The 21,627-nt window shown below is 72.0% G+C and carries 17 protein-coding genes and 1 riboswitch; of the genes, 9 read left to right on the top strand and 8 right to left on the bottom strand.

The window, feature by feature from the left end; all coding sequences use genetic code 11:
* Positions 1 to 219 precede the first annotated feature (219 nt).
* Positions 220 to 390, bottom strand: a riboswitch (M-box (ykoK) riboswitch).
* Positions 391 to 484: 94 nt separating this feature from the next.
* From XM48_RS18635 to XM48_RS03895, 5 genes are read right to left on the bottom strand one after another with little or no spacing between them, the layout of a single operon-like run.
* Positions 485 to 2,146, bottom strand: a complete 1,662-nt coding sequence (locus tag XM48_RS18635; protein ID WP_046454488.1) for an ABC transporter ATP-binding protein — start codon at positions 2,144 to 2,146, stop codon at positions 485 to 487.
* Entirely contained in the window at positions 2,143 to 3,015 is an 873-nt protein-coding gene (locus XM48_RS03910) for an ABC transporter permease (protein ID WP_046454487.1), read from the bottom strand. Before XM48_RS03910 ends, XM48_RS18635 begins: the two co-directional genes overlap by 4 nt.
* Positions 3,012 to 4,055 carry an ABC transporter permease gene (locus XM48_RS03905; protein WP_046454486.1) on the bottom strand — a complete coding sequence of 348 codons (1,044 nt, stop codon included), beginning with the start codon at positions 4,053 to 4,055 and terminating at the stop codon, positions 3,012 to 3,014. The genes XM48_RS03910 and XM48_RS03905 overlap by 4 nt, the downstream gene beginning before the upstream one ends.
* Positions 4,055 to 5,689: an ABC transporter substrate-binding protein gene (locus tag XM48_RS03900; RefSeq protein ID WP_231580792.1), complete on the bottom strand. Its 1,635-nt coding sequence runs from the start codon at positions 5,687 to 5,689 to the stop codon at positions 4,055 to 4,057. Before XM48_RS03900 ends, XM48_RS03905 begins: the two co-directional genes overlap by 1 nt.
* Positions 5,686 to 7,404, bottom strand: a complete 1,719-nt coding sequence (locus XM48_RS03895) for an amidohydrolase (RefSeq protein WP_046454484.1) — start codon at positions 7,402 to 7,404, stop codon at positions 5,686 to 5,688. Before XM48_RS03895 ends, XM48_RS03900 begins: the two co-directional genes overlap by 4 nt.
* A 171-nt stretch (positions 7,405 to 7,575) precedes the next feature.
* On the opposite strand from XM48_RS03895, the gene XM48_RS03890 reads away from it, so the two are divergent.
* On the top strand, positions 7,576 to 8,283 hold the full coding sequence (locus XM48_RS03890) for a TetR/AcrR family transcriptional regulator (RefSeq protein WP_046454483.1): 708 nt from the start codon (positions 7,576 to 7,578) through the stop codon (positions 8,281 to 8,283).
* Between the two features lie 66 nt (positions 8,284 to 8,349).
* Positions 8,350 to 9,702: a M20/M25/M40 family metallo-hydrolase gene (locus XM48_RS03885; RefSeq protein WP_046454482.1), complete on the top strand. Its 1,353-nt coding sequence runs from the start codon at positions 8,350 to 8,352 to the stop codon at positions 9,700 to 9,702.
* Here XM48_RS03885 and XM48_RS03880 read toward each other — a convergent pair.
* The gene (locus tag XM48_RS03880) at positions 9,699 to 10,886 is read right to left on the bottom strand and encodes a CdaR family transcriptional regulator (RefSeq protein WP_046454481.1); all 1,188 of its coding nucleotides are present in this window, start codon (positions 10,884 to 10,886) and stop codon (positions 9,699 to 9,701) included. The genes XM48_RS03885 and XM48_RS03880 overlap by 4 nt on opposite strands.
* A gap of 170 nt (positions 10,887 to 11,056) precedes the next feature.
* Here XM48_RS03880 and XM48_RS03875 point away from each other — a divergent pair, with 170 nt between their 5' ends.
* Genes XM48_RS03875 through XM48_RS03860 form a run of 4 tightly spaced genes read left to right on the top strand, consistent with a single transcriptional unit; the run spans position 11,057 to position 17,108 of the window.
* Positions 11,057 to 12,388 carry an MFS transporter gene (locus XM48_RS03875; RefSeq protein WP_046454480.1) on the top strand — a complete coding sequence of 444 codons (1,332 nt, stop codon included), beginning with the start codon at positions 11,057 to 11,059 and terminating at the stop codon, positions 12,386 to 12,388.
* A gap of 52 nt (positions 12,389 to 12,440) precedes the next feature.
* The gene (locus XM48_RS03870) at positions 12,441 to 14,117 is read left to right on the top strand and encodes a thiamine pyrophosphate-dependent enzyme (RefSeq protein WP_046454479.1); all 1,677 of its coding nucleotides are present in this window, start codon (positions 12,441 to 12,443) and stop codon (positions 14,115 to 14,117) included.
* A 52-nt stretch (positions 14,118 to 14,169) separates the two neighbouring features.
* On the top strand, positions 14,170 to 15,834 hold the full coding sequence (locus XM48_RS03865) for an amidohydrolase (RefSeq protein ID WP_046454478.1): 1,665 nt from the start codon (positions 14,170 to 14,172) through the stop codon (positions 15,832 to 15,834).
* Positions 15,834 to 17,108, top strand: a complete 1,275-nt coding sequence (locus tag XM48_RS03860; protein ID WP_046454496.1) for a M20 family metallo-hydrolase — start codon at positions 15,834 to 15,836, stop codon at positions 17,106 to 17,108. Before XM48_RS03865 ends, XM48_RS03860 begins: the two co-directional genes overlap by 1 nt.
* A 30-nt stretch (positions 17,109 to 17,138) precedes the next feature.
* On the opposite strand, the gene XM48_RS03855 is transcribed toward XM48_RS03860, so the two are convergent.
* Entirely contained in the window at positions 17,139 to 18,446 is a 1,308-nt protein-coding gene (locus XM48_RS03855; protein ID WP_046454477.1) for a D-alanyl-D-alanine carboxypeptidase family protein, read from the bottom strand.
* A gap of 193 nt (positions 18,447 to 18,639) precedes the next feature.
* Here XM48_RS03855 and XM48_RS03850 point away from each other — a divergent pair, with 193 nt between their 5' ends.
* Positions 18,640 to 19,815, top strand: coding sequence for an acetyl-CoA C-acyltransferase (locus XM48_RS03850; protein WP_046454476.1), 1,176 nt, complete (start codon positions 18,640 to 18,642; stop codon positions 19,813 to 19,815).
* A gap of 4 nt (positions 19,816 to 19,819) precedes the next feature.
* On the opposite strand, the gene XM48_RS03845 is transcribed toward XM48_RS03850, so the two are convergent.
* Positions 19,820 to 20,680 (bottom strand): SDR family oxidoreductase, encoded by an 861-nt coding sequence (locus XM48_RS03845; protein ID WP_046454475.1) that lies wholly within the window; start codon positions 20,678 to 20,680, stop codon positions 19,820 to 19,822.
* Positions 20,681 to 20,737: 57 nt separating this feature from the next.
* Here XM48_RS03845 and XM48_RS03840 point away from each other — a divergent pair, with 57 nt between their 5' ends.
* Positions 20,738 to 21,109: a helix-turn-helix domain-containing protein gene (locus XM48_RS03840; RefSeq protein WP_046454474.1), complete on the top strand. Its 372-nt coding sequence runs from the start codon at positions 20,738 to 20,740 to the stop codon at positions 21,107 to 21,109.
* A 72-nt stretch (positions 21,110 to 21,181) separates the two neighbouring features.
* The coding region (locus XM48_RS03835) for a glycerate kinase (protein WP_046454473.1) at positions 21,182 to 21,627 on the top strand (446 nt) is incomplete at its 3' end.

The raw sequence follows: 21,627 nt of genomic DNA, 5'->3' as shown, positions 1-21,627 counted from the left end.
TCGTCTCGCTCGATCCGCACGGCGGGGGCCGGACTCGGGAGGAGTTCCGGCGCCGGAGGGGAACCGCGCCTAGGCCTGTGCGGCGGGGCGGGATCCGGGGAAGCGCTCGGGGGCGGCGCCGTGCGGGTCGGCAGATCGACTATGGCCGTCGCTCACGGGTCACCTCCTCGGTTCGGCAGCGCTCGACAGATCGAGCGGGCCGGAACCGATAGTTCCGAGCAAACACCCCCACGTCAGAGCTTTGGCACTGCGTGACGTATCCGAAGAGTTCGGAATCCGCTTGGGGCCGACCCTTAAGCCGGGAAGGCCTGTCCTCAGCCTGGGCGTCTCTCGACGTCGTGGGATGAGCGGACTGTGTTCACGCAGGAGCCTCGCCGAACGAAGCGCTACGCCGACAGAGTAGCCCCGAGCGCACGAGGGGCGCAACCCGGCGTCGCTCACGACGTCCGGATCGCGCCCCTCGGACCGCGTCCCTCGGCGACTCCTACGCCGCCCGCTCCCGCTCCCAGAGCGGCTGCGGCCGCGATTCGAGCAGCTGCACCGTGTAGGGATCCTGCGGGGCGCCGAGGATCCGGGCCGTGCGGCCCTGCTCGACGGCGACGCCGCGCTGCATCACGAGGGCGTGCTCGCAGATGCGCGACACGACCGCGAGGTCGTGCGAGACGAACACGATCGTGAGACCGAACTGGTCGCGCACCTCCTCGACCAGGGTCAGCACCTGCGCCTGCACCGACACGTCGAGCGCGCTCGTCGCCTCGTCGAGCACGAGCATCGAGGGCTCCGCTGCGAGCGCCTTCGCGAGCGCGACGCGCTGCCGCTGTCCGCCGGAGAGCCCCTTGGGGCGGGAGGCGAGGTGCTCGGGGAGGATCCCGACGCGGCCGAGCAGTTCGGTCGCCGTGCGTTCGGCGTCGGCGCGGTTCTGGCCGCGGTGCAGGCGGATCACATCGGAGACGGCGCGGCCGACCGCGATGCGGGGGTCGAGCGACAGGTAGGGATCCTGGAACACCATCTGCGTGGTTGCGGCGAAGCGGCGGCGCTCGGCGGCGTTGAGCGGCCGCTTCGGGCGGGCGACGCCGTCGATGGTGAGCTCGCCCTCGGTGGCTTCTTCGAGGCCGACGAGGATCCGGGCCAGCGTCGATTTGCCCGAACCGGACTCGCCGACGATGCCGAGGGATCCGCCGCGCTCGAGCGAGAAGCTCACGCCGTCGAGAGCGACGACGTCGTCGCGGCCGGGGATCCGGTAGCGCTTGACGATGCCGTCGGCGACGATCTCGGGGACGGGGCCGCCGGGACCCGGGATGCCCGGGGCGTCCGAGGAAGCCGAGGATCCCGCCCCGCCCGCTGCGCCGACCGCGTCGCCGAAGCGGTCGAGGTCGATGCGGGGCGTGGCCGCGAGCAGTTCGCGCGTGTAGGTCTCGCGCGGCTCCCGGAACACGTCGGCGGTCGATCCCTCCTCGACCACGAGCCCGCCGCGCAGCACCACGACGCGCTCGCAGAGGGAGGCCGCGAGCCCGAGGTCGTGCGTGATGAACAGCATGCCCATGCCGCGCGCCTGCTGCTGCTCGCGCAGCAGTTCGACGATGCCGGCCTGCGTGGTCACGTCGAGGGCCGTGGTGGGCTCGTCGCAGAGCAGCAGCTCGGGTTCGTCGAGCAGCGCGGCGGCGATCATGACGCGCTGCAGCATGCCGCCGGAGAGCTGGTGCGGGTACTGGTCGAGCAGCGCGGCCGCCCGAGGGAGCCCGACCTGCTCCAGCTGGGTGACCGCTCGCGCGGCGGCGTCGGCCTTCGAGAGGCCGTGCCAGCGCACGAGGGTCTCGGTGAGGAAGTCGCCGACGGTGCGCACGGGGTTGATGCCGGATCGGGGATCCTGGAAGATCATCGACGCCTTGACGCGTCGGATCCGACGGAGCGCCGCCGCATCGGCCGTGACGGTGTCGACGCCGTCGACCCGCACCGAACCGGTGAGGCTCGCGCGTTCGGGGAACAGGCCGAGCGCGGCCCGGGTGGTGAGCGATTTGCCCGATCCGGACTCGCCCACGAGGGCGACGGCCTCGCCGGCGCCGACGGAGAGCGAGACGCCGTGCAGCAGCGGCCCGCGACCGGGGACGCGCAGGGTCAGATCGTCGATCTGCAGCAGTTCGGTCATGAGAAGTTGCCTCCGATGCGGTCGGACAGTTCTTCGCCGATCACGTTGATCGCGACGACCACGAGCACCACCACGAGCGCCGGGACGAACGTGGGCAGCAGGTCGCCGCTCATGAGCGCGCCGCGGCTCTCGTTGATCATGGAGCCCCAGTCGGCGGTGGGCGCCTGCACGCCGAGGCCGATGAACGACAGCGCGGCGAGATCGGCGAGCACGTAGCCGAAGTTGAGGGTGGACTGGGCGCCGACGGTCGGCACCACGTTGGGCAGCACGCGCGTGAACGCGATCCAGCTGCTGCGGAACCCGAGCACCCGGTACGCCTGCACGTAGGGGCGGGCGCGCTCGGCGACGATGAGGCCGCGGGCGAGCCGGGCGACGTAGGGCACGTAGGCGATGGTCATGGCGAGCACCGGCGCGAACAGGCCCTTGCCGAACAGCGCGACCGCGAGGATCGCGAGCAGCATCGCGGGGAACGAGAACAGGAAGTCGAACACGCGCGACAGCACCGCGTCGATCCAGCCGCCGCGCCACGCGGCGACGAGGCCGAGCACGAGACCGAGCACGGTCGAGCCGACGACCACGATGAGCGGTCCGATCAGCGAGGTGCGCGCGCCGAACAGCAGGCGCGTGAGCAGGTCGCGTCCGAGGGAGTCGGTGCCGAACCAGTGCGCCGCCGACGGGCCGGCGAGCACGTTCTGCAGATCGACGTGGTCGGGATCGTAGGGCGCGATCAGCGGGGCGAGCGCGGCCGCGACGACCACGAGCGCGACGAAGCCGAGCGAGACCTGGCCGACCGGGGTCAGCAGGCGGCGGCGCTTCAGTTTGACGGGCACCGTGAGCGCCCGCGTTCCGGTGAGAGGTGCGGTGCTCATCGGGTCTCCGTTCCCGCGGCGATGCGCGGATCGATCAGCGGCTGGAGGAGGTCGACGATCGTGTTCACCGTCACGAAGGCGATGACGACGATCATGACGATGGCCTGCACGACGGGGAAGTCGAGGCGGTCGACCGACTGCACGAGCAGCGATCCGATGCCCGAGAGGCCGAAGGTCTGCTCGACGATCGAGCTCGACACGAGGAGGCCGGCGACGAGCACGCCACTGACCAGCAGGATCGGGCTGATCGCGTTGCGCAGCACGTGACGCAGCACCACCGAGGGCTTCGTGAGGCCCCGGCTCGTCGCCACCTCGACGTGCTCGCGCACGAACTGCTCGTTCATCGAGGAGCGGGTGACGCGGGCGATGAGTGCGACGAACGCGAGACCCAGCGCGAGCGCGGGGAGCACGAGGTGCCCGAAGCGGTCGATGCCGGGATCCCCGCTGCCGAACGACGGGAACCAGCCCAGCTGCACCGCGAACAGCGCGATCAGCAGGATCGCGATCACGAACGACGGGATCGCTCCCAGCGCGGTCGACGAGATGAGGATCGCGCGATCGGTGAAGCGGCCGCGGCGCAGGCTCGCGATGATGCCCGCCGCGAGACCGAACACGGTGATGAACACGGCCGCGAGCGCGACGAGCTGCAGCGTGACCGGCAGGCGGTCGAGCAGCACGTTCGAGACGGCGTCCCGGTACTGCAGGGAGCGGCCGAAGTCGCCGTGCAGCACGCCGCCGATCCAGTTCAGGTACTGCTCGACGGGCGACTTGTCGAGGCCGTACTGCTTCGTCACCTCAGCGATGGCCTCCTTGCTCGGGCTGCGGCCGCGGAGCAGGAAGCGGGCGGGGTCGCCCGGTACGACGAAGCGGGAGAAGAAGACGACGAGCGAGGCGGCGAAGAGCGTGGCCGCGAGGCCGACGACGCGGCCTGCGATGAACTTCGCCGTGCGGGCGGCGGTGCCGGATCCGCGCTGCCCGCTCGACGTCTCACGGAGCCGGACGGCGCGGGTCGCCGTCTCGGAGGTCTGCGATTGCGACATCAGTCCGCCTTTCCGATCTTCGCCGCCCACGGCGCGTACATGTAGGAGATCGACGGATCGACGCCCGTGACCTTCTTGCCGAGCCACAGGCCCGTGGGGATCTCGAACAGCGGGATCCACGGCAGCTGCTCGGAGGCGAGCCGCTGCACCTGCGCCGAGATCTTCGCGCGCTCGCCGCCGTCGTCGGTGACGAGGGCCCGGTTGGTGAGCGCATCGAAGGCCGGATCCGACCAGTGCCCGTAGTTCGAGAACTCGCCGGTACGGAGCACCGCGTACATCTCGAGCGGGTCGGTGCTCGAGAGGTACCACTGGGTGGTGAACAGGTCGACGCCCTTGATCGCGTTCGGGTCGGAGAACAGCAGCGTGTAGGCGTTCGGGGTGCGGGTCTCGATGCGGATGTCGAGGCCGATCTCCTTGCCCGCCGAGGCGACGGCCTGCGAGATCACGTCGAAGGAGGAATCGATCGGAGCGGTCACGTAGGTGATCTTCTTGCCCTCGGCGCCGGCTTCCTTGACGAGGCGCTTCGCCTCGGCCAGGTCGTACTGGAGCTTCGGCAGATCGTCGAACGCCTGCGTGATCGTCTCGGGGCTCGCGTCGGTCCAGACCGACTTCGTGGTCAGGGCGTCGGTGGGCTTGGCGTAGCCCTGCACCGCGGCCTTGATGAGCGCCTGCCGGTCGAGCGCGAGCGCGAGCGCCTTGCGCACCCGCAGGTCGCCGAGCGGGCCCTGCATGTCGCCGACGATGAGGCTCTGCACGGTCGTGTTGACGCCGAAGTACATCTTGCCGGTGTCGCTCGCCCGCATCAGGTCGATGGCGTTCGTCGGCACCTGCCAGGAGCCGTCGATCTCACCCGTGCGCAGCGCGTTCACGCGCGCATTGGGATCGTTGAGGATCACGAACTGGAACTGCTTCGCCTTCGCCCGGTACTCCGGATCCCAGTAGTCGGCGAAGCGCTCCATCGTGATGGATTCGCCCGAGCGCCACTCCTTGAACGTGAAGGGGCCCGTGCAGTCGACGCCCGTGGAGGCGTTGCCGTAGTCGCGTCCGGCCGCCTTCGCGGCCTTCTCCGAGAACACCACGCCGGGCGCGGCGGACATCATCTTGTTGAACGAGGGATCGGGGATCTTCGTGTGCACCGTGACCTGATCGGTGCTCGTCTGGCTGATCGAGTCCACGTTCTTGTAGGTGTCGAACCAGAAGGATCCGACCTCGGGGTCGAGGTGGTGCTTGAGCGAGAACACGACGTCGCTCGGCTGCATGGTGCTGCCGTCGTGGAACTTCACGCCCTGCCGGATCGTGTAGACCCACGTCTGCGGGTCCGGGTGGTCGACCTTCGTCGCGAGCCCGGGCGAGACGGAGAGGTCGGAGTTCCAGCGCAGCAGCGATTCGCACATGTTCGCGAGCACCGTGTTGTCTGAGTAGTCGAAGGCATAGGCCGGATCGAGCGAGAACGGCTCGGTCGCGAGCGCCCACGTGACCGAGTCGATGTCGCCTTTCGGTGCCGGAGTGTGCGCGGTGAGTTCGTAGCTGCCGGCCTGACCGCCGACCGCGCTCTGCCCGCATCCCGTGAGCGCGGCGAGCGCGACCGCCGCGACGCCGGCCCCGGCGATCGCGCGGCTCAGCCGCCGCCTCACGCGACCGCCCCGTCCGCTGCGCGGCGGAAGCGGCGCGTGCCGTCGATCCAGGTCTCGTCGATCCGCGCCGCGTGCAGCTCGGCCTCGGGCAGCTCGAACAGGTTGCGGTCGAGGATCGCGAAGTCGGCGTACTTGCCGGGCTCGAGCGTTCCGGTCGCGTGGTCGAGGTGGTTCACCCGCGCCGTGCCCTGCGTGTAGGCGTCGAGGGCCTGCTTCAGGGTGAGCTTCTGCGAGTCGGGGCCGAGCTGCGGCAGCTCGGCCCCGGGAGAACGTCGGTTCACCGCGATGTGGATCGCCGCGATCGGGTCGGGCGTCGACACCGACCAGTCGCTGCCGGCGGCGAGCTGCGCGCCGGCAGCGGCCAGCTCGCCGAAGGGGTAGTGGTCGCGCTCCGCGTCGTCGCGCAGGAACGGCAGGGTGAGCTCGTCGAGCTGATCCTCATGGCAGGCCCAGAGCGCCTGCAGGTTGGCGGTCGCGCCGAGCTCGGCGAAGCGGGGCAGGTCGGCCTGCCGCACGAGCTGCAGGTGCGCGAGGTGGTGGCGGTTGTCGGTCTCGCCGTTCGCCGCGCGGGCCGCCTCGAGCGCGTCCAGCGCGTCGGTCACGGCGCGGTCGCCGAGCGCGTGGAAGTGGACCTGCACGCCGTTCGCGTCGAGCTCGGTGACGAACCCGGCCATCTCGGCCGGGTCGAAGAACGAGATGCCGCGGTTGCTCGTGGCGTGGCCGTGCGGGTCCTTGTACGCGTCGTGCATCGCGGCGGTGTGGTTCTCGGCGACGCCGTCGACCATGACCTTGACGCTCGCGATCGAGAAGCGGTCGGGATCCGCCTCCGCCGCGACCTCGTCGCGTCGCGCGAGCACGTCGGCGAGCTGGCCCTCGCCGTTCGCGCGGTCCCACCACTGCGCGCCGCGGACGCGCACCACCAGGGTGCCCTCGCGAACCGCACGGCGATAGATCGGCAGGGTGTCGAGGCTGCCCATGAAGACTCCGACCGCGGCGTCCTGCCAAGCGGTGATGCCGTTCGCGAGCAGGTGGTCCTGGGCGGCGAGCAGGCCAGCGTAGGCGGCGTCCTCGGTCGGCCGAGGGCGCACGTGATCGAAGAGGTTCATCGCGCCCTCGTGGACGGTGCCGGCGGGGGTGCCGTCCGGGCGGCGCTCGAGGCGGCCGTCGGCGGGGTCCTCGGTCGCTGCGTCGACACCGGCGAGCTCGAACGCGCGGGAGTTGACCCAGGCGCCGTGGTGATCGCGGTTCTCGAGCAGCGCGGGCCGGTCGGGCACCGCGGAGTCGAGCAGCTCGCGGGTGGGGGTGCCGCCGGGGAACATGTCCATCGACCAGCCGGCGCCGAGGATCCACTCGAGCTCGGGGTGGGCCTCGGCGTAGGCGCGGATCGTCTCGACGGTCTGCTCGGCCGTGTCGCAGCCGCTGAGGTCGCAGCTGAGCAGTTCGACGCCGGCGCTGACGGGATGCACGTGGGCGTCCTGGAAGCCGGGGACGATGAGGCGGCCGTCCAGGTCGATGCGCTCGTCGGCGTGCGGGGCGAGTCGGGCGACCTCATCGGGGTCGGTCGCGAGGATCCGGCCGCCCGCGATCGCGATGCCGCCGCGCTGCGGCGCGGCATCGGTGCCGGTGTAGACCCAGCCGTTCTCGAGCACGAGTTCGGCGTGCGGGGAGCCCGGTCCGTTCTGCGGCTGGTCGGTGCTGGCTGCGGTTTCGGGCATGGCGTCCTCCGGGCTGATCGTCGTCGATTCAGCAGCACCATACGCAGGTGTCACCGGTCGTGTCAATGTCATTGACATCGGAATTGACGGCGTGTGACGCTGTCGTGATTGAATCGATACCCGGGAGCGACGCGCGAAGACGACGTGCGCCCCGCGAACGAGAGGGATCAGATGGCGAGCGAAGCCGGCGAAGCAGGCGCCCGCGGTTCGGGATCGCGGCGCGTGCGCCTGGACCCCGAGCGCATCGTCGACGCGCTGCTCGAACTCGCGCGCCGCGAACCGCACGAGCGGCTCACCTTCAAGCGCATCGGCGAGGAGCTCGGCGTCGACGCCACCGCCATGTACCGGCACTTCCGCAACCGCGAGGCCATGACCCAAGCCGCCCTCGACCGACTCAACCGACTCTCCGTCGAGGCCGGGCAGGCGGTCCCCGGCGGGTGGCGCGCGCGCCTCGAGGCGCACCTGCTCGCCACCGCCGAGCTCTACCTCACCTACCCCGCGCTCGGCGCCGAAGGCGCCGTCATCGACCCCGCGGGCCCCGGCGACGCGGCCGCCGTCGAGTTCCTGCTCGAAGTCCTCCACGAGGCCGGCCTCGAAGGCGGCGCGCTCGTGCGCGCCTACGCCGCGGTCTCGGGTTTCGCTCTCTCGTTCAGCGCAGCCATGGCGCACGAGGTCATGCGCGGCGGTGAAGAGGAGGCCGGATCCGAGCCCTGGATCACCTCCTTCGGCTCCGCGCACCTGCCCGACTACCCGCTCCTCGACGCCAACCGCGACGCGCTCTTCGCGCTGAGCGGCATGGACGTCTACCGCGCCGGCATCGCCGCCCTGCTCGACTCCGTGGAGCGCCAGGGGATCGAGCACGCGGAGGCCGATCGCTGAGCCCGGCGCGGCGATAGGCTGGTGCGGCGACCGGGATCCGGCCGCGAGCACGGTGAAGGAGCGCGCATGGACCGGTCGGAGAACAGCCTCGAAGACGCGGTCGCGCTGCTCCGGTCCATGATCCGCGAGGCGTGCGTCAACACCGGCGCCGCCGACTCCGGGCAGGAGATCCGCAGCGTCCGCGTGCTCCAGCGCTACCTCGACGACGCCGTGCGCGCCGGAGCGCTCGACCTCCAGGTGTTCGAGTCCGCCCCCGGCCGCGCCTCGCTCATCGCGCGCGTGCGCGGTACCGACCCCGACGCCCCCGCGCTCGGCCTGCTCGGCCACCTCGACGTGGTCCCCGCGGACCCGGACGGCTGGCAGCGAGATCCCTTCGGCGGCGAACTCGTCGACGGTGAGATCTGGGGCCGCGGCGCCGTCGACATGCTCTACCTCACGGCGTCCTTCGCCGTGATCCTGCGCGAGGTGGCGCTCGCTCCCGAGCGTCCCCGCGGCGACCTGGTGCTGCTGGCCGTCGCCGACGAGGAGGCCGGCGGCGAGTACGGCGTGAAGTGGCTGCTGCGCGAGCACGCGTCCGCGGTGCGCGTCACCGAGCTGCTCTCGGAATCCGGCGGACAGCGCATGGGCGCGCACGTCGCCGTCGGCGTCGCTGAAAAGGGTTCCGCCAGCCGTCGGCTCACCCTGAGCGGTGTGCCCGGCCACGCCTCGATCCCCTACGGCGCGACGAGCGCGGCGTACGGGATCGGCGAGGTGCTGCACCGCCTGCGGGAGGTCGCGCCCGCGATCCAGCTCGGGCCGCTCTGGTCGGCCTTCGTCGGCGCCCGCGTCGCGGATCCGGATCTCGCCGAGCGGCTGCTCGACCCCGTGCGCCTCGACGCCGCGCTGCCCGAGCTCGGGCGCATCGCCGGGTACGCGCACGCCGTCTCGCGCGTCACGATCTCTCCGACCGTGCTGCGCGCGGGCGACGCCCACAACGTGATCCCGGCCGTCGGCACCATCGACCTCGACATCCGCACCCTGCCCGGCACGAGCGACGCCGACGTCGACGAACTGCTGCGCACCATGCTCGGCGACCTCGCCGACCGGGTCGAGATCTCGCCGCTGCGCGGCTGGGCGGCGACCGGATCCTCGACCGAGGAGCCGCTGTACCGCGCGCTCGAACGGGCGATCCGCGAGGTCTCGGGCGCTCCCGTCGTGCCGATCGCGGCCGCCGGCGGATCGGATGCGCGGCACTTCCGCGAGCTCGGGATCCCGTCGTACGGCTTCGGGCTGCTCGGCCCCGAGTGGAGCTACGAGCGCTACCGCGACGGCGTGCACGGGCACGACGAGCGCATCGACGTCGAATCGATCGGGCTCGCGCTCGGCGCGCTGCGCCGGGTCGTCGCGGAGCGGGTCGGGGCGCGGCCGGCCGCGGGCTAGCCGGCCGGGGCCTGCGCCCATCCGATCACGAGGCGCGCGGCCTGCTCGGGCACCTGCGGGTCGACCCCCGTGAGCTCCGTGAATCGGCGGAGCCGGTTCGCGAGGGTGTTGCGGTGGCAGAACAGCTCCTCCGCCGATGCCCCGACGCTGCCGCTGCGCAGGAAGCTGCGCACCGCCTCCTCGAGTCGTGCGCGTTCGGCGCTCCCGCAGCTCGCGAGCGCGGCGTGCACATCGGACATGATCGGCGAGCCGGAGTCGAGCAGCCGCCCGGCGGCGAGCCGGGCCCAGCCGCGCGACCAGGTCATCGCTCCCTGCTCGTCCGGACGGAAGAGCCGAGCGAGTTCCTGCGCGGTGCGAGCGCTCTGCCGCAGCTCCGCGAGCCCGGCCGTGGCCTCGACGATGCCGACGCGCAGGCGGACGAGCTGCGCGACCAGCGCCTCGACGCGGGACCCGGGCAGCTCCTGCGGGCGGGAGAACGCCACGAGAGTGTCGCCCAGGTGGTGCGTGCGTACCGTGCCGCCCGCGCGCTCGACCTCTGAGACCAGCACCCGCAGCGCCGGGATGTCGTCGCCGACCGCGGCCACCGCGACGAGCGGGGCCTCCACGGGGAGGTCGAGCTCGTGCGCGATGGCGCGGAGGCGCTCGCCGGTCGGCTGCGGTTCCTGGAACAGCGCGGCGATCAGCCCTTGGCGCACGGAGGCCGCCTCCTCGCGCATGCGCTGCTGCTCTGCCAGGTAGGCGCGCTGGGTCTGGCCCGCGTACTCGTCGACGGTGCGGAGCACGATCCCGGTGTGGCGGACGATCAGTTCGGCGTCGTCGGCGTCGGCGACTCTGGTGAGCGCCTCCCAGAGGACGGTGAAGTCGCCGCGGATCGCGGTCATGAGCGCGGTGAGGGGGACCCCGGCCCGGGCGCGCGAGACCCCGACGTCGCTCGAGACGGGGATGGGATCGGTGAAGCCGCCAGAGCGCAGGCCCTCGACCAGGGCGATGAACGAGAGCCGACCGGTGCGGCGCATCTCGGAGACGGGGATGGGCGGCGGGTCGTAGCCGGGCACCGTGCCGACGAGGGAGAGGAAGGTGTCGGTCAGGGCGTCGACGTCGAGCCGGTCGAGCAGTTCGATCCAGCGCGCGCGGTCGCCCGGTATCGGGGTACCGCTGAGACGGTGCGGGTCTGAAGCGGCCATGCCCCCAGAATATGTGCATACGCACTGTTTTGCGAGGAAAAATGGCGGCATTAGGTGGCTCAAGCTGGGCGTATCCCCTGGCATGCTCGATGGTGACGCCGCGATCAGATCGCGAGCCGGCCCGCTTGCACACCGGATCCCGCCCCGCGGATCCCTCGACGGAGAGAGATATGAGCGAGACCACCAAGACCTCGGCCATCGAATACCAGGCCACCCAGGAACTGACCATCGCGGAGGCCAACAAGGTCGCTCTCGGCGCGCTCATCGGCACCGCGCTCGAGTGGTACGACTTCTTCCTGTTCAGCGCCGCCGCGGCGCTCGTGTTCAACGTGCAGTACTTCACGAGCGAGAACGCGACCGCCGCGGCCCTCGCGTCGTTCGCGACCTTCGGCGTCGGCCTCGCGGCCCGCCCCATCGGCGGCATGATCTTCGGCCGGATGGGCGACCGCATCGGCCGCCGCGTCGTGCTCATGATCACGATCGTCGGCATCGGACTCGTGACCGGCCTCATCGGCCTGCTGCCCACCTACGCCGCCATCGGCATCGCCGCGCCGATCCTGCTCGTGCTGCTGCGCGTGCTGCAGGGGCTCTTCGTGGGCGGGGAATGGTCGGGCGCGATGACGCTCGTGGTCGAGAACGCGCCGCTGCACCTGCGGGCGCGCTACGCCGCGATCCCGCAGATCGGCTCGCCCATCGGCACGATCCTGTCGTCCGGCGGCTTCTTCATCGCGACGCTCGCGTTCTCCCAGCAGAACTTCGATGCCTGGGGTTGGCGCATCCCGTTCCTCGTCGCGCTGCCGCTGCTGCTCATCGCCATCTACATCCGCAGCAAGCTCGAGGAGTCGCCCGTGTTCCGCCAGCTCGAGGAATCGGGCGAGGTCGTGAAGAGCCCCGTGCTCACCACCTTCCGCGACAGCTGGAAGCAGATCATCGTCGGCATGGCAGCGGCGCTGCTCGGCGTCGGCGGCTTCTACCTCGTCACCGCCTTCTGCGTCTGGTACGGCGTGAACGTGCTCCATTACGACTCGTCGCTCATGCTGCTCGGCAGCATGGTCGCAGCAGCGTTCGAGATCCTCGCTCTGCTGTGGGGCGGGCACCTCGGCACCAAGTACGGCGCGAGCCGGGTGATCCTGTGGGGCGGAATCGCCTCGGCCGTCGTGTCGGTCCCCGCGTTCCTGCTGCTCGCCTCGGGCAACCCGGTACTCGTCGTGCTCGCCATGACGCTCGCCGTCTGCACCCTGTCGCTGCCGTACGCCGCGTCGGGCACCGTGCTCACCGGCCTGTTCCCCGCGAAGACCCGCTACACGGGCGTCGGCCTGGCGCAGAACGTCGCCGGCATGCTCTCGGGCTTCATCCCCCTGCTCGCCACCGGCTTCGTCGCCGCGACCGCGAACCACTGGTGGCCGGCGGCCGCGATGCTCGTCTTCCTCTCGCTGTTCACCGCGGTGGCCGGAGCGATCGCGCCGCGGCTCAGCGTGAAGCTTCCCGGCTTCAAGCACTGATCCGCACCGCTCGGCCAAGCCACCAGAACGCCCCTCCCGGAAGGACCCCACCATGACGCAGTCGGCAGGACACCTGATCGTTCGGACGCTCGAAGCCCACGGGGTCTCCCGCGTCTACGCCGTGCCCGGCGAGAGCTACCTCGACGTGCTCGACGGCCTGCACGACTCGTCGATCGAGACGGTGGTCTGCCGGCACGAGGGCGGCGCCGGGTTCATGGCGCTCGCCGAGGGACGGCTCACCGGCCGCCCCGGCGTCGCGATGGTCACCCGGGGCCCGGGCGCTGCGAACGCGATGATCGCGATCCACACCGCCTGGCAGGACGCGACTCCGCTCGTGCTGTTCGTCGGCCTCGTGCCCGTCGCCGACCGCGAGCGGGAGGCGTTCCAGGAGTTCGATCTGAGCGGCTGGTTCGGGTCGGCCGCGAAGCGGGTCATGACCATCGACGACGCCGATCGCGCGGGCGAGCTCGTCGCCGAGGCGATGCGGATCGCCGCTGCAGGGCGCCCCGGCCCCGTAGTGGTGGGACTGCCCGAGGACGTGCTCGTGCACCGCACCGATGCGGCCCCGGCCGCTCCGGTCGCGGCTCCGCGGCCGGAACCGTCCCCGGCCGAGCTCGCCGAGCTCGTCGCTCGGATCGCGACCGCCGAGCGGCCCGCGATCGTGGCCGGCGGCGACGGCTGGCACGCGGGGGAGGGGCGCGCTCTGCTCGGCTGGGCGGAGGCCGCGGGCGTGCCCGTGTTCTGCGACTGGCGCGCCTACGATGCGGTGCCGAATACGGGCGGCGCCTGGGCTGGATGGCTCGGATACGGCCGCGCCGATGCGGTCGCGGCGGGCTACGCCGATGCCGACCTGCTCGTGTTCGTCGGCTGCGCGCGCTCCGACGTGCTGAGCGACGGATACGCCCTCGGTTTCGACGCCGAGACCGTGCTCGTCTCGCTCGATCCCGAGGCGGTGCAGCACGCCGGGCGCATCGACCGGCAGATCCTGGCCGCCCCGGCCGAGTTCTCGGTCGCGCTCGCCGCGAGCGACCCGGTCGCAGCCCGTGGACCCCGCGGCGACCTGTGGATGCGCGGCCGTGCAGCGGCGCAGCAGCGCTTCGCCGCCCACCGATCCGATGCAGCGGTCGCCGCGGGGCAGCCCGGGGAAGTCGCCGAGGCCGTCGCCGCCGGGGTCGATCTCGGCGTCGCGTTCGGCGAGCTCGATACCCGGCTCGACGGGCGCGCGATCCTCACCTTCGGCGCCGGGAACGCCACGATCTGGGCGCACCGGTTCGTGCGCCACCTCGACCCGGCGAGCCTCGTCGGTGCGCGCAACGGCGCCATGGGGCTCGCCGTGCCCGCGGCCGTCGCGGCGTCGCTCGCGTTTCCCGAGCGCCGGGCCGTCGCCGTCTGCGGCGACGGCGACTTCCTCATGAACGGGCAGGAGATCGCGACCGCCATCGCGCACGGCGGCTCCCCGCTCGTGATCGTCGTCGACAACGGCATCTACGGCACCATCGTGCAGCACCAGGAGCACCACTACCCGGGTCGCCCCTCGGACACCCGCATGGCGAACCCCGACTTCGCCGCATGGATGCGCTCGTTCGGCGGGCACGGCGAACTCGTCGAGCGCACCGAGCAGTTCGGCGCCGCCCTCGACCGCGCGCTCGCCGCCGGCGGCCCGGCGCTGATCCACATCCGCATCGACTCGCGGGTCATGCCGCCCGCCTCGGCCGAGATCGCGGCCTGAACGCCCCCCCGAACGCACCGCCCGAGCTGAAGAAACCGGAGACACCCCAGCCATGCGACTCGACCTGATCCTGCGCGCGACCGAGATCATCACCCTGGACCCGGTCCGGCCCCGCGCCACCGCCGTCGGCGTGATCGGCGAGCGGATCGTCGGCTTCGATGAGGAGATCGCCGGGCTCGAAGCCGAGCGCGAGCTCGACTTCGGCGACGCCTGCGTCACGCCCGGGCTCATCGACGCGCACTGCCATACGGCCTGGTGGGGGCTCGGGCTCGCCGCCGTCGACCTCAGCCGGGCGCGCGGACTCGACGAACTCTACGGGCTCATCGCCGACGAGGTCGCCCGCCTCGACGCCGCCGGTGACGCGGACGCCTGGGTGCACGGCACCGGCTTCAACCAGGCGCACCACGGCGACCGCTTCCCCGAGATCGCGCGCCTCGACGAGCTGACCGGCGGACGCCCGCTCTATCTGAGGCACACCTCCGGGCACGCCTCCATCACCAACACGGCGACCCTTCTTCTGGTGGGCGCCCTCGAACCGGGGTTCGAGAACCCCGTCGGCGGCGTCGTCGTGCGCGACGGCGACGGGCAGCCGACCGGGCTCGTCGAGGAGGCCGCTCAGGGCCTCGTGCAGGCACTGCTGCTGCCGTACTCGACCGAGCGCCTGGTCGAGGCCCTCGACGCCGCGACGTCACGATACGCCGCCCAGGGCATTACGAGCTTCTCGGAGGCCGGCGTGGGCGGCGGCTGGATCGGTCACAGCCCGATCGAGGTCGCCGCCTACCAGGCGGCCGCCGAGCGCGGGCTTCTGCACGCCCGTGCGCAGCTCATGCCCGCGATCGACGCGCTGCGGCCTCTCGCGGGGCACGCCGCCGACTTCCAGCGCGAGGGATCCGGTGCGGGCCTCGACCTCGGGATCCGCTTCGGCTTCGGCGACGACGCCGTGCGCTTCGGCCATGTGAAGGTGTTCCTCGACGGATCGCTGCTCGGTGCGACGGCCGCGGTCACGGAGGACTACTGCGGCCACGATCACAACACCGGCTACCTGCTCGACGAGCCTGCGGTCTACCGCGAGCGGGCGCTCGGGGCCTATCGGGCGGGCTGGCCGCTCGCGCTGCACGCCATCGGCGACGCCGCGATCGACCTCGCTCTCGACCTCATCGAAGAGGCGCAGGAGCGCTACGGCCGTCTCGGCGTGCCCTGCCGCATCGAGCACTTCGGCATCGCCCGGCCCGACCAGGTCGAGCGCGCCGGGCGCCTCGCCGTCGCGGTCACGCCGCAGGCCGGATTCATCGGTCCGATCGGCGACCAGATGGCCCACCGCGTCGGCCCGGACCGCGAGCCCTGGCTCTACCGCGGGCGCTCGGTGATCGATGCCGGGATCGTGCTCGCCGGATCCTCCGACCTGCCCGTCGCCGACAACGACCTGCGCCGGGGCATGCAGGCGGCCGTCGACCGTCGCACCGACAGCGGCGCTCTGCTCGGGCCCGACGAGGCGATCACCCCCGAAGAAGCGCTGCGCACCCACACGGAGTGGGCGGCGCGCGCCACCGGGCGGATCGCCGACGTCGGCACTCTCGAGCGGGGCAAGCTCGCCGACCTCACGGTGTTCTCGGCGTCGCCGCTCGCGACGTCCGACATCGCCGGACTCGACATCGTCGCGACCGTGCTCGGCGGTCGACTGAGTTACGATTCCCGCACCACTCGGAAGGACGCATGATGACGCAGCGGACGAACCCCCTGAGCCATGAACTCGACGCCGGCTTCCTCGCCGACTGGGTCGTGCACTCGCGCTTCGGTGCCGTGCCGGGTACCGGCGGCGTGGACCGCCAGGCCGCGAGCGGCGCGGACGGCGAGCAGCGGGCCTGGTTCGCCGAGCTGCTCGAATCGCGCGGATTCACCGTGCGCCGCGACTCGATCGGCAACCAGTTCGGCCTGCTCGAGCTCGTCCCGGGCGCGCCGTACGTGCTCACCGGCTCCCACATGGATTCGCAGCCGACTGCGGGCCGATTCGACGGCGCCTACGGGGTGATGGCCTCGGCGCACGCGTGCTTCCGCGTCGCCGACGAGTTGCGCGCCTCGGGGGAGACTCCGCGGTTCAACCTCGCGGTGGTCAACTGGTTCAACGAAGAAGGCTCGCGTTTCAAGCCCTCGATGATGGGCAGCTCGGTGTTCACCGGCAAGCTGCCGCTCGAGACCGCGCTCGCGACGACGGATCCGCACGGCGTCTCGGTGGCCGACGCGCTCGACGTGATCGGTGAGCGGGGCGACCTCACCGGGCTCGATGTCGCCTCGTACGCCGAGATCCACGTGCAGCAGGGCCGCAGCATGGAGGAGGACGGGGTCACGATCGGCCTCGTGAACGCGACCTGGGCCGCGCACAAGTTCGAGTTCCTGGTGACGGGGGAGCAGGCGCACAGCGGTTCGACGCTGATGGCCGACCGTCGGGACGCGCTGCTCGGCGCCGCCCGACTCGTGGTCGCCGCGCGCGAGCTCGTCGACGAGTTCGAGCCCGGGGCGCTGCATACGGCGTGCGGCGAGATGAACGTGTACCCGAACTCGCCGGTGGTCGTCGCGAGCGAGGTCGAACTGCTGCTCGACCTGCGCTCGCCCAGCGCCGAGGTGATCCGCGCCGCGCGCATGTCGCTCATGCGTACGGTGGAGCGGGTGCAGCGCGATGACCGGGTCGGGATCGAGATCACGGCCGAGCACAGCTGGGATCAGAATCCGTACCCCGAAGCCGGGGTGGAGCTGGCTCGCGAAGTCGCCGAGGAACTGGGGCTCACCCACGACCGGGTGATGACGGTCGCCGGGCACGACTCGACGAACATGAAGGATTCGGTGCCGACGGTGATGCTGTTCGTGCCGAGCGTCGACGGCGTCTCGCACAATCTCGCCGAGTTCACGAAGGATGCGGACCTCGTCGCCGGGGTGAACCACCTGACCGGCGTCGTGCGCCGCCTCGCCGGGGGCGCGCTCGCTTCGGAGAACTAGCGGCGGGTCGGTCCCGGACGTACGCGCGGATCAGCCCCCGAAGTACCCCTCGAACGCCGTCGCCGGGTGGGTCACGCGCCACCACAGATCGGGGCGCTCGATCGCCCGAGCGGTGACCACCGGAACCATCGACTTGCCACCCGGGGCCTCCGTGCGGATCACGCCGGCCGCGCGTCCGGCCTCGCCGGCGCCGAGCGCACCGAGACGTACGTGCCGCGATGCGGTCTCGTCGGGCAGGAGGACCGCTGAGGCGGCCCGCGTCGTGCGCAGCTCGACCGTCTTCCCCTGCCACGTCCGCACGGTGCCGACCTTCGCATCGGCTTCGACCAGCGCGACCTCGTCGATCGCCTTCGGGGCGTCGCGCAGCACCGCGCGCGCGTCCCGCGTCCGAGCCGAGCGGTCGGGGCGGCCGAGCACCACCGCGATGGAGACGACGTCCCGATCGCCCACGCGATCCTTGCGTGCGGCGAGCAGGTTGTAACCGACGCTGCTGAGGGTTCCCGTCTTGAGCCCGACCACGTTCGCATCGCCGATCAGCGGGTTGGAGTTCATGATCGGCCCGATGCCGGGGATATCGGCCCAGGGCTCGGCCACGACCTCGGCGACGAGCGGATCGGCGAGCGCGAGGCGACCGACCTCGACGAGGTCGACCGCGCTCGCGACGTTCTTCTCCGAGAGACCGCTCGGTTCCGAGATCCGGAGGGTCTTCAGCTCGTGCTTCGCGGCCCACTCGCTCGCGGCCTTCTGGAACCCGGCGTTCGATCCGAACACCCGTTCTGCATAGCCGATCGCGTAGTTGTTGGCCGAGGGGAGCAGCGCGAGTTCGATGAACTGCCGCGTGGTGAGCTTGCGCCCCACGGGGACGTCCGCGACGACGCCGTCGGATTCGAGCACCGTGCGGCGGATCTCGGCGTCGCGCTCGGTGAGGGCATAGCTCGGCCCGTCCGAGCCGGCCTCCACCGGTTTCGCATCGAGGCAGACGAGCACCGTGACGAGCTTCGTGATGCTCGCGATCTGCCGCGGAGTGTCGAAATCGTTGGTCCAGGCGCCGGAATCGCCCACCCAGCCGAGTGCGGTCGGCTTCGACTGCTGGTTCACCGTGCGCTGCGCGCTGATCTCGGGATCCGGGCGGAAGGTCTGCTCGGCGTCGACCGTGAGCCGCGGCTCCAGGTCGGGGAGGGGCGCGAGCGCGCACGCGGCGACGTATCCGCCGGCGAGCACGGCCGCGAGCGTGACGCCGAGGCCGATCTTCAGCCCGCGCCGACGTCCGCGCCGCGGAGCGTGTTCCGGAGCGCGCTCGGCGCGCGGCGCGTCGGGGTCGGAGGGCGCGTCTGGCATGCGATCCAGCCTATTGCGGGCCCGCCGGTGCCGCAGTCTCCCGCGCCCGGACCCCACCGCGCGGACCTGCACGGTGGGGCGATGCTCGGCGGTGCAGAGTGGGCCGGGCGACTCGCAGCCCGATGAGGCAGGATGCTGTGCAGGCGGCGGAGCGTTCGCACCGCCGCACTCGAACCTTCGAGGAGACACACGCATGAACGCGCTCATCGCCGGGTACGCCCGCACCCCGTTCACCCGCTTCACCGGGCAGCTCGCCGCGCAGCCCGCGACCGTGCTCGGCGCGCACGCCGCGACCGCGGCGCTCGAGCGCGCCGGGATCCGCCCCGAGGACGTCGACGCGGTCGTCGCCGGGCAGGTGCTGCAGGCGGGGGCAGGGCAGAACCCCGCCCGCCAGACCGCGGTCGGCGCGGGGATCCCGCTCGAGACGCCCGCGATCACGCTGAACGCCGTCTGCCTCTCGGGCGCCGAGGCCGTGTCGCAGGCGGCGCGCCTCATCGCCGCGGGCGAGGCCGAGGTCGTGCTCGCGGTCGGCCAGGAGTCGATGTCGCTCGCGCCCCACGTCATCCCGCTGCGCGCGGGCACCAAGTACGGCACCGCGCAGCTCATCGACACGACCGAGCACGACGGACTGTCGGACGCGTTCGATCAGGTCGCGATGGGTGCCCTCACCGAGCAGGGCAACGTGCCGCTCGGCATCGGCCGCGCGGAGCAGGACGCCTTCGCGGCGATCTCGCACCGCCGCGCTGCGGCGTCGGCCGAGTACTTCGCGGGCGAGATCGCGCCGTTCACCGTGACCTCGCGCCGCGGCGACACCGTCGTCTCGGCCGACGACGGGATCCGCGCCGACACCACCGTCGAGGTGCTCGCCGGCCTGCGTCCCTCGTTCGCGAAGGACGGCGGGATCACCGCCGGCAACGCGTCGCCGATCACCGACGGCGCCGCGGCGCTCGTGCTCGTGAGCGAGGCCGCTGCCGAGCGGCTCGGCGTCACGCCGCTGGCGCGCGTCGAGGCGACCGCGCTCGTGGCCGGCCCCGACACGCAGCTGCACTCGCAGCCGTCGCGCGCGATCACCGCGGCGCTCGCGAAGGTCGCCGGTGGCGCGACCGCGCAGGACCTCGCGGTCGTCGAGATCAATGAGGCCTTCGCCTCGGTCGGACTGCAGTCGACGAAGGAGCTCGGTATCAGCGGCGACGTCGTCAACCCGCACGGCGGCGCGATCGCGCTCGGCCACCCCATCGGCGCATCGGGCGCCCGCCTCGTCGGCACCCTCGCCCGCCAGCTCGCCGAGGCCGGTCCCGGCACCCTCGGCGCGATCGGCATCTGCGGCGGCGGCGGTCAGGGCAGCGCCGTGATCCTGCGCGCGGTCTAGCGCGTCAGACGCCGAGCTCCCGCAGCCAGTCGTCGACGGCGCGCGGCTGGAGCCCCAGGAGCTCCTGTGCGCTGTTCGCCTCGGCGATCACGTTCTCGGGCTGGGTGCCGAGCGCCTCGTACAGGCCGACGACGGGCGCGGCTGCCGGCCCGAACATCGGGGTGATCAGTTCGCCGAACTGCTGGGGCGTCAGCGCCTCGTAGCGCACCGCGCTTCCGAAGCGCTGGGCGAACGCGTCGGCGAGCCCGGGGCCGGTGATGCCGGGCAGGGCGCCGACCGCGACGGTTCCCGTGACGGAGGTGTCGGCGAGCAGCTGCACGGCCGCATCGGCGACATCCAGGTGGGAGCTCCACGACACCGGGAATTCAGCCGGCAGCGGGTAACGAAGTGCGCCGGTCTCCTGCGCGTGCCCAAGCACGACCGGCAGCAGCAGATTCTCGAGGTAGAGGCGAGGAGCGACGACCGCGACGGAGACTCCGGAGTCGGTGGTCGAGCGGATGAGCGAGCGGATGGGGCTGTCCTCGGGGGACTGCAGCGGTGACCCGGGCTGGTCGACGATCTGCCCGCTCGTCGAGATCACGACGCGTGCCGGCTGCGCCTGCGCGATCGCGGTTCCGACCGCCTCGGCCTGCGCGGCGACCTGATCGGGCGCACCCATCGGCAGGTGCACGAACACGCCCTCGACGTCGCGGTAGAGCTCGGTGAGCGCGGCAGCGTCGCCGAGATCGACCGAGACCGCGGCGATTCCCGGAGTCACAGCCTCGGAATTGCGCACCGCCGCGACGGTCTGCGCGCCGGCAGTGCGGAGTGCGTGAAGAACGGGGGAGCCCTGTGCGCCCGTGGCGCCATGAACGATGTAGACCATGACCCCTATTAGTGCATATGATGCACCAGTTACGTCAAGTGCACTAAAGGGGAACGGATGAAGATCGCAGACGAATCGGAGCTGCCGAGCTGCGGGGTCGCCCGCTTCATGCTGCTCTGCGAGGGGCCGTGGGCGACGCTGATCGTGCGGGAGCTCCTGCACGGACCGCACCGCTTCGGAGAGCTCAAGAATGCGCTCCCCGGGATCAGCGCGCACACGCTGACGAACCGGCTGCGGCTGTTCGAAGCGCGGGGCCTCGTGACGCGCACCGCCTACGGTGAGATCCCGCCGCGCGTCGTCTACGAACTCACCGAGCGCGGGGAGCGCCTGCGCCCCGTGCTCGACGCCATGCACGAGTGGGGGCTGACGATCCCGGACTCGGCGTTCGTCTCCGAGGGCGGGTCGAGCGGCCTGCGGGGCCGGGTCTAGCGGCGACCCGTGGGACTCGCAGTGACCCGTGGAACGGGATCCGCAGGAGGATCGGATCCGAGGGGAGGCCGCATGACGCGCGTCGTCATCGCACCGGACAGCCTGAAGGGCACGATCTCCGCGGCGGCCGCGGCCGCGGCCCTCGCCGAAGGCTGGACGAGCATCGAACCTGACGACCGACCGATCGCGCGGCCCATGGCCGACGGCGGTGAAGGGACGCTGGCGGCCTTCGCCGCCGCCCGCCCGGACGCGGTCCGGATGCCGCTCGGCGCCGGGCGTTCCGGCGATCCGTTCTGGCTGCTGCTGCCGCCGGAACCGGAGGCGCCCCGCGGCACCGCGGTCGTCGAACTCGCCGCCACCTGCGGGATCGAGCGCGTGGGCACCGGGCGGCCGCTCGACGCCGGCACCGAGGCGTTCGGCGCGGCGATCGCGGCGGCGCTCGACCACGGGGTGTCGCGCCTCGTGCTCGGCATCGGTTCGAGCGCCTCCACGGACGGCGGCGCGGGCGTGCTGACGGC

This window comes from Leucobacter sp. Ag1 (assembly GCF_000980875.1).
In the GTDB taxonomy this organism is placed as follows: Bacteria; Actinomycetota; Actinomycetes; order Actinomycetales; family Microbacteriaceae; genus Leucobacter; species Leucobacter iarius.
Note: the sequence above shows the minus strand (reverse complement) of the source record. Positions and strands in the feature narration are given on the sequence as shown.

Excerpts from the sequence above, each read along its gene's own strand:
- XM48_RS18635 (WP_046454488.1), bottom strand. The coding sequence starts at position 2,146 with ATGACCGAACTGCTGCAGATCGACGATCTGACCCTGCGCGTCCCCGGT.
- XM48_RS03910 (WP_046454487.1), bottom strand. The coding sequence starts at position 3,015 with ATGAGCACCGCACCTCTCACCGGAACGCGGGCGCTCACGGTGCCCGTC.
- XM48_RS03905 (WP_046454486.1), bottom strand. The coding sequence starts at position 4,055 with ATGTCGCAATCGCAGACCTCCGAGACGGCGACCCGCGCCGTCCGGCTC.
- XM48_RS03895 (WP_046454484.1), bottom strand. The coding sequence starts at position 7,404 with ATGCCCGAAACCGCAGCCAGCACCGACCAGCCGCAGAACGGACCGGGC.
- XM48_RS03890 (WP_046454483.1), top strand. The coding sequence starts at position 7,576 with ATGGCGAGCGAAGCCGGCGAAGCAGGCGCCCGCGGTTCGGGATCGCGG.
- XM48_RS03885 (WP_046454482.1), top strand. The coding sequence starts at position 8,350 with ATGGACCGGTCGGAGAACAGCCTCGAAGACGCGGTCGCGCTGCTCCGG.
- XM48_RS03880 (WP_046454481.1), bottom strand. The coding sequence starts at position 10,886 with ATGGCCGCTTCAGACCCGCACCGTCTCAGCGGTACCCCGATACCGGGC.
- XM48_RS03875 (WP_046454480.1), top strand. The coding sequence starts at position 11,057 with ATGAGCGAGACCACCAAGACCTCGGCCATCGAATACCAGGCCACCCAG.
- XM48_RS03870 (WP_046454479.1), top strand. The coding sequence starts at position 12,441 with ATGACGCAGTCGGCAGGACACCTGATCGTTCGGACGCTCGAAGCCCAC.
- XM48_RS03865 (WP_046454478.1), top strand. The coding sequence starts at position 14,170 with ATGCGACTCGACCTGATCCTGCGCGCGACCGAGATCATCACCCTGGAC.
- XM48_RS03860 (WP_046454496.1), top strand. The coding sequence starts at position 15,834 with ATGACGCAGCGGACGAACCCCCTGAGCCATGAACTCGACGCCGGCTTC.
- XM48_RS03855 (WP_046454477.1), bottom strand. The coding sequence starts at position 18,446 with ATGCCAGACGCGCCCTCCGACCCCGACGCGCCGCGCGCCGAGCGCGCT.
- XM48_RS03850 (WP_046454476.1), top strand. The coding sequence starts at position 18,640 with ATGAACGCGCTCATCGCCGGGTACGCCCGCACCCCGTTCACCCGCTTC.
- XM48_RS03845 (WP_046454475.1), bottom strand. The coding sequence starts at position 20,680 with ATGGTCTACATCGTTCATGGCGCCACGGGCGCACAGGGCTCCCCCGTT.
- XM48_RS03840 (WP_046454474.1), top strand. The coding sequence starts at position 20,738 with ATGAAGATCGCAGACGAATCGGAGCTGCCGAGCTGCGGGGTCGCCCGC.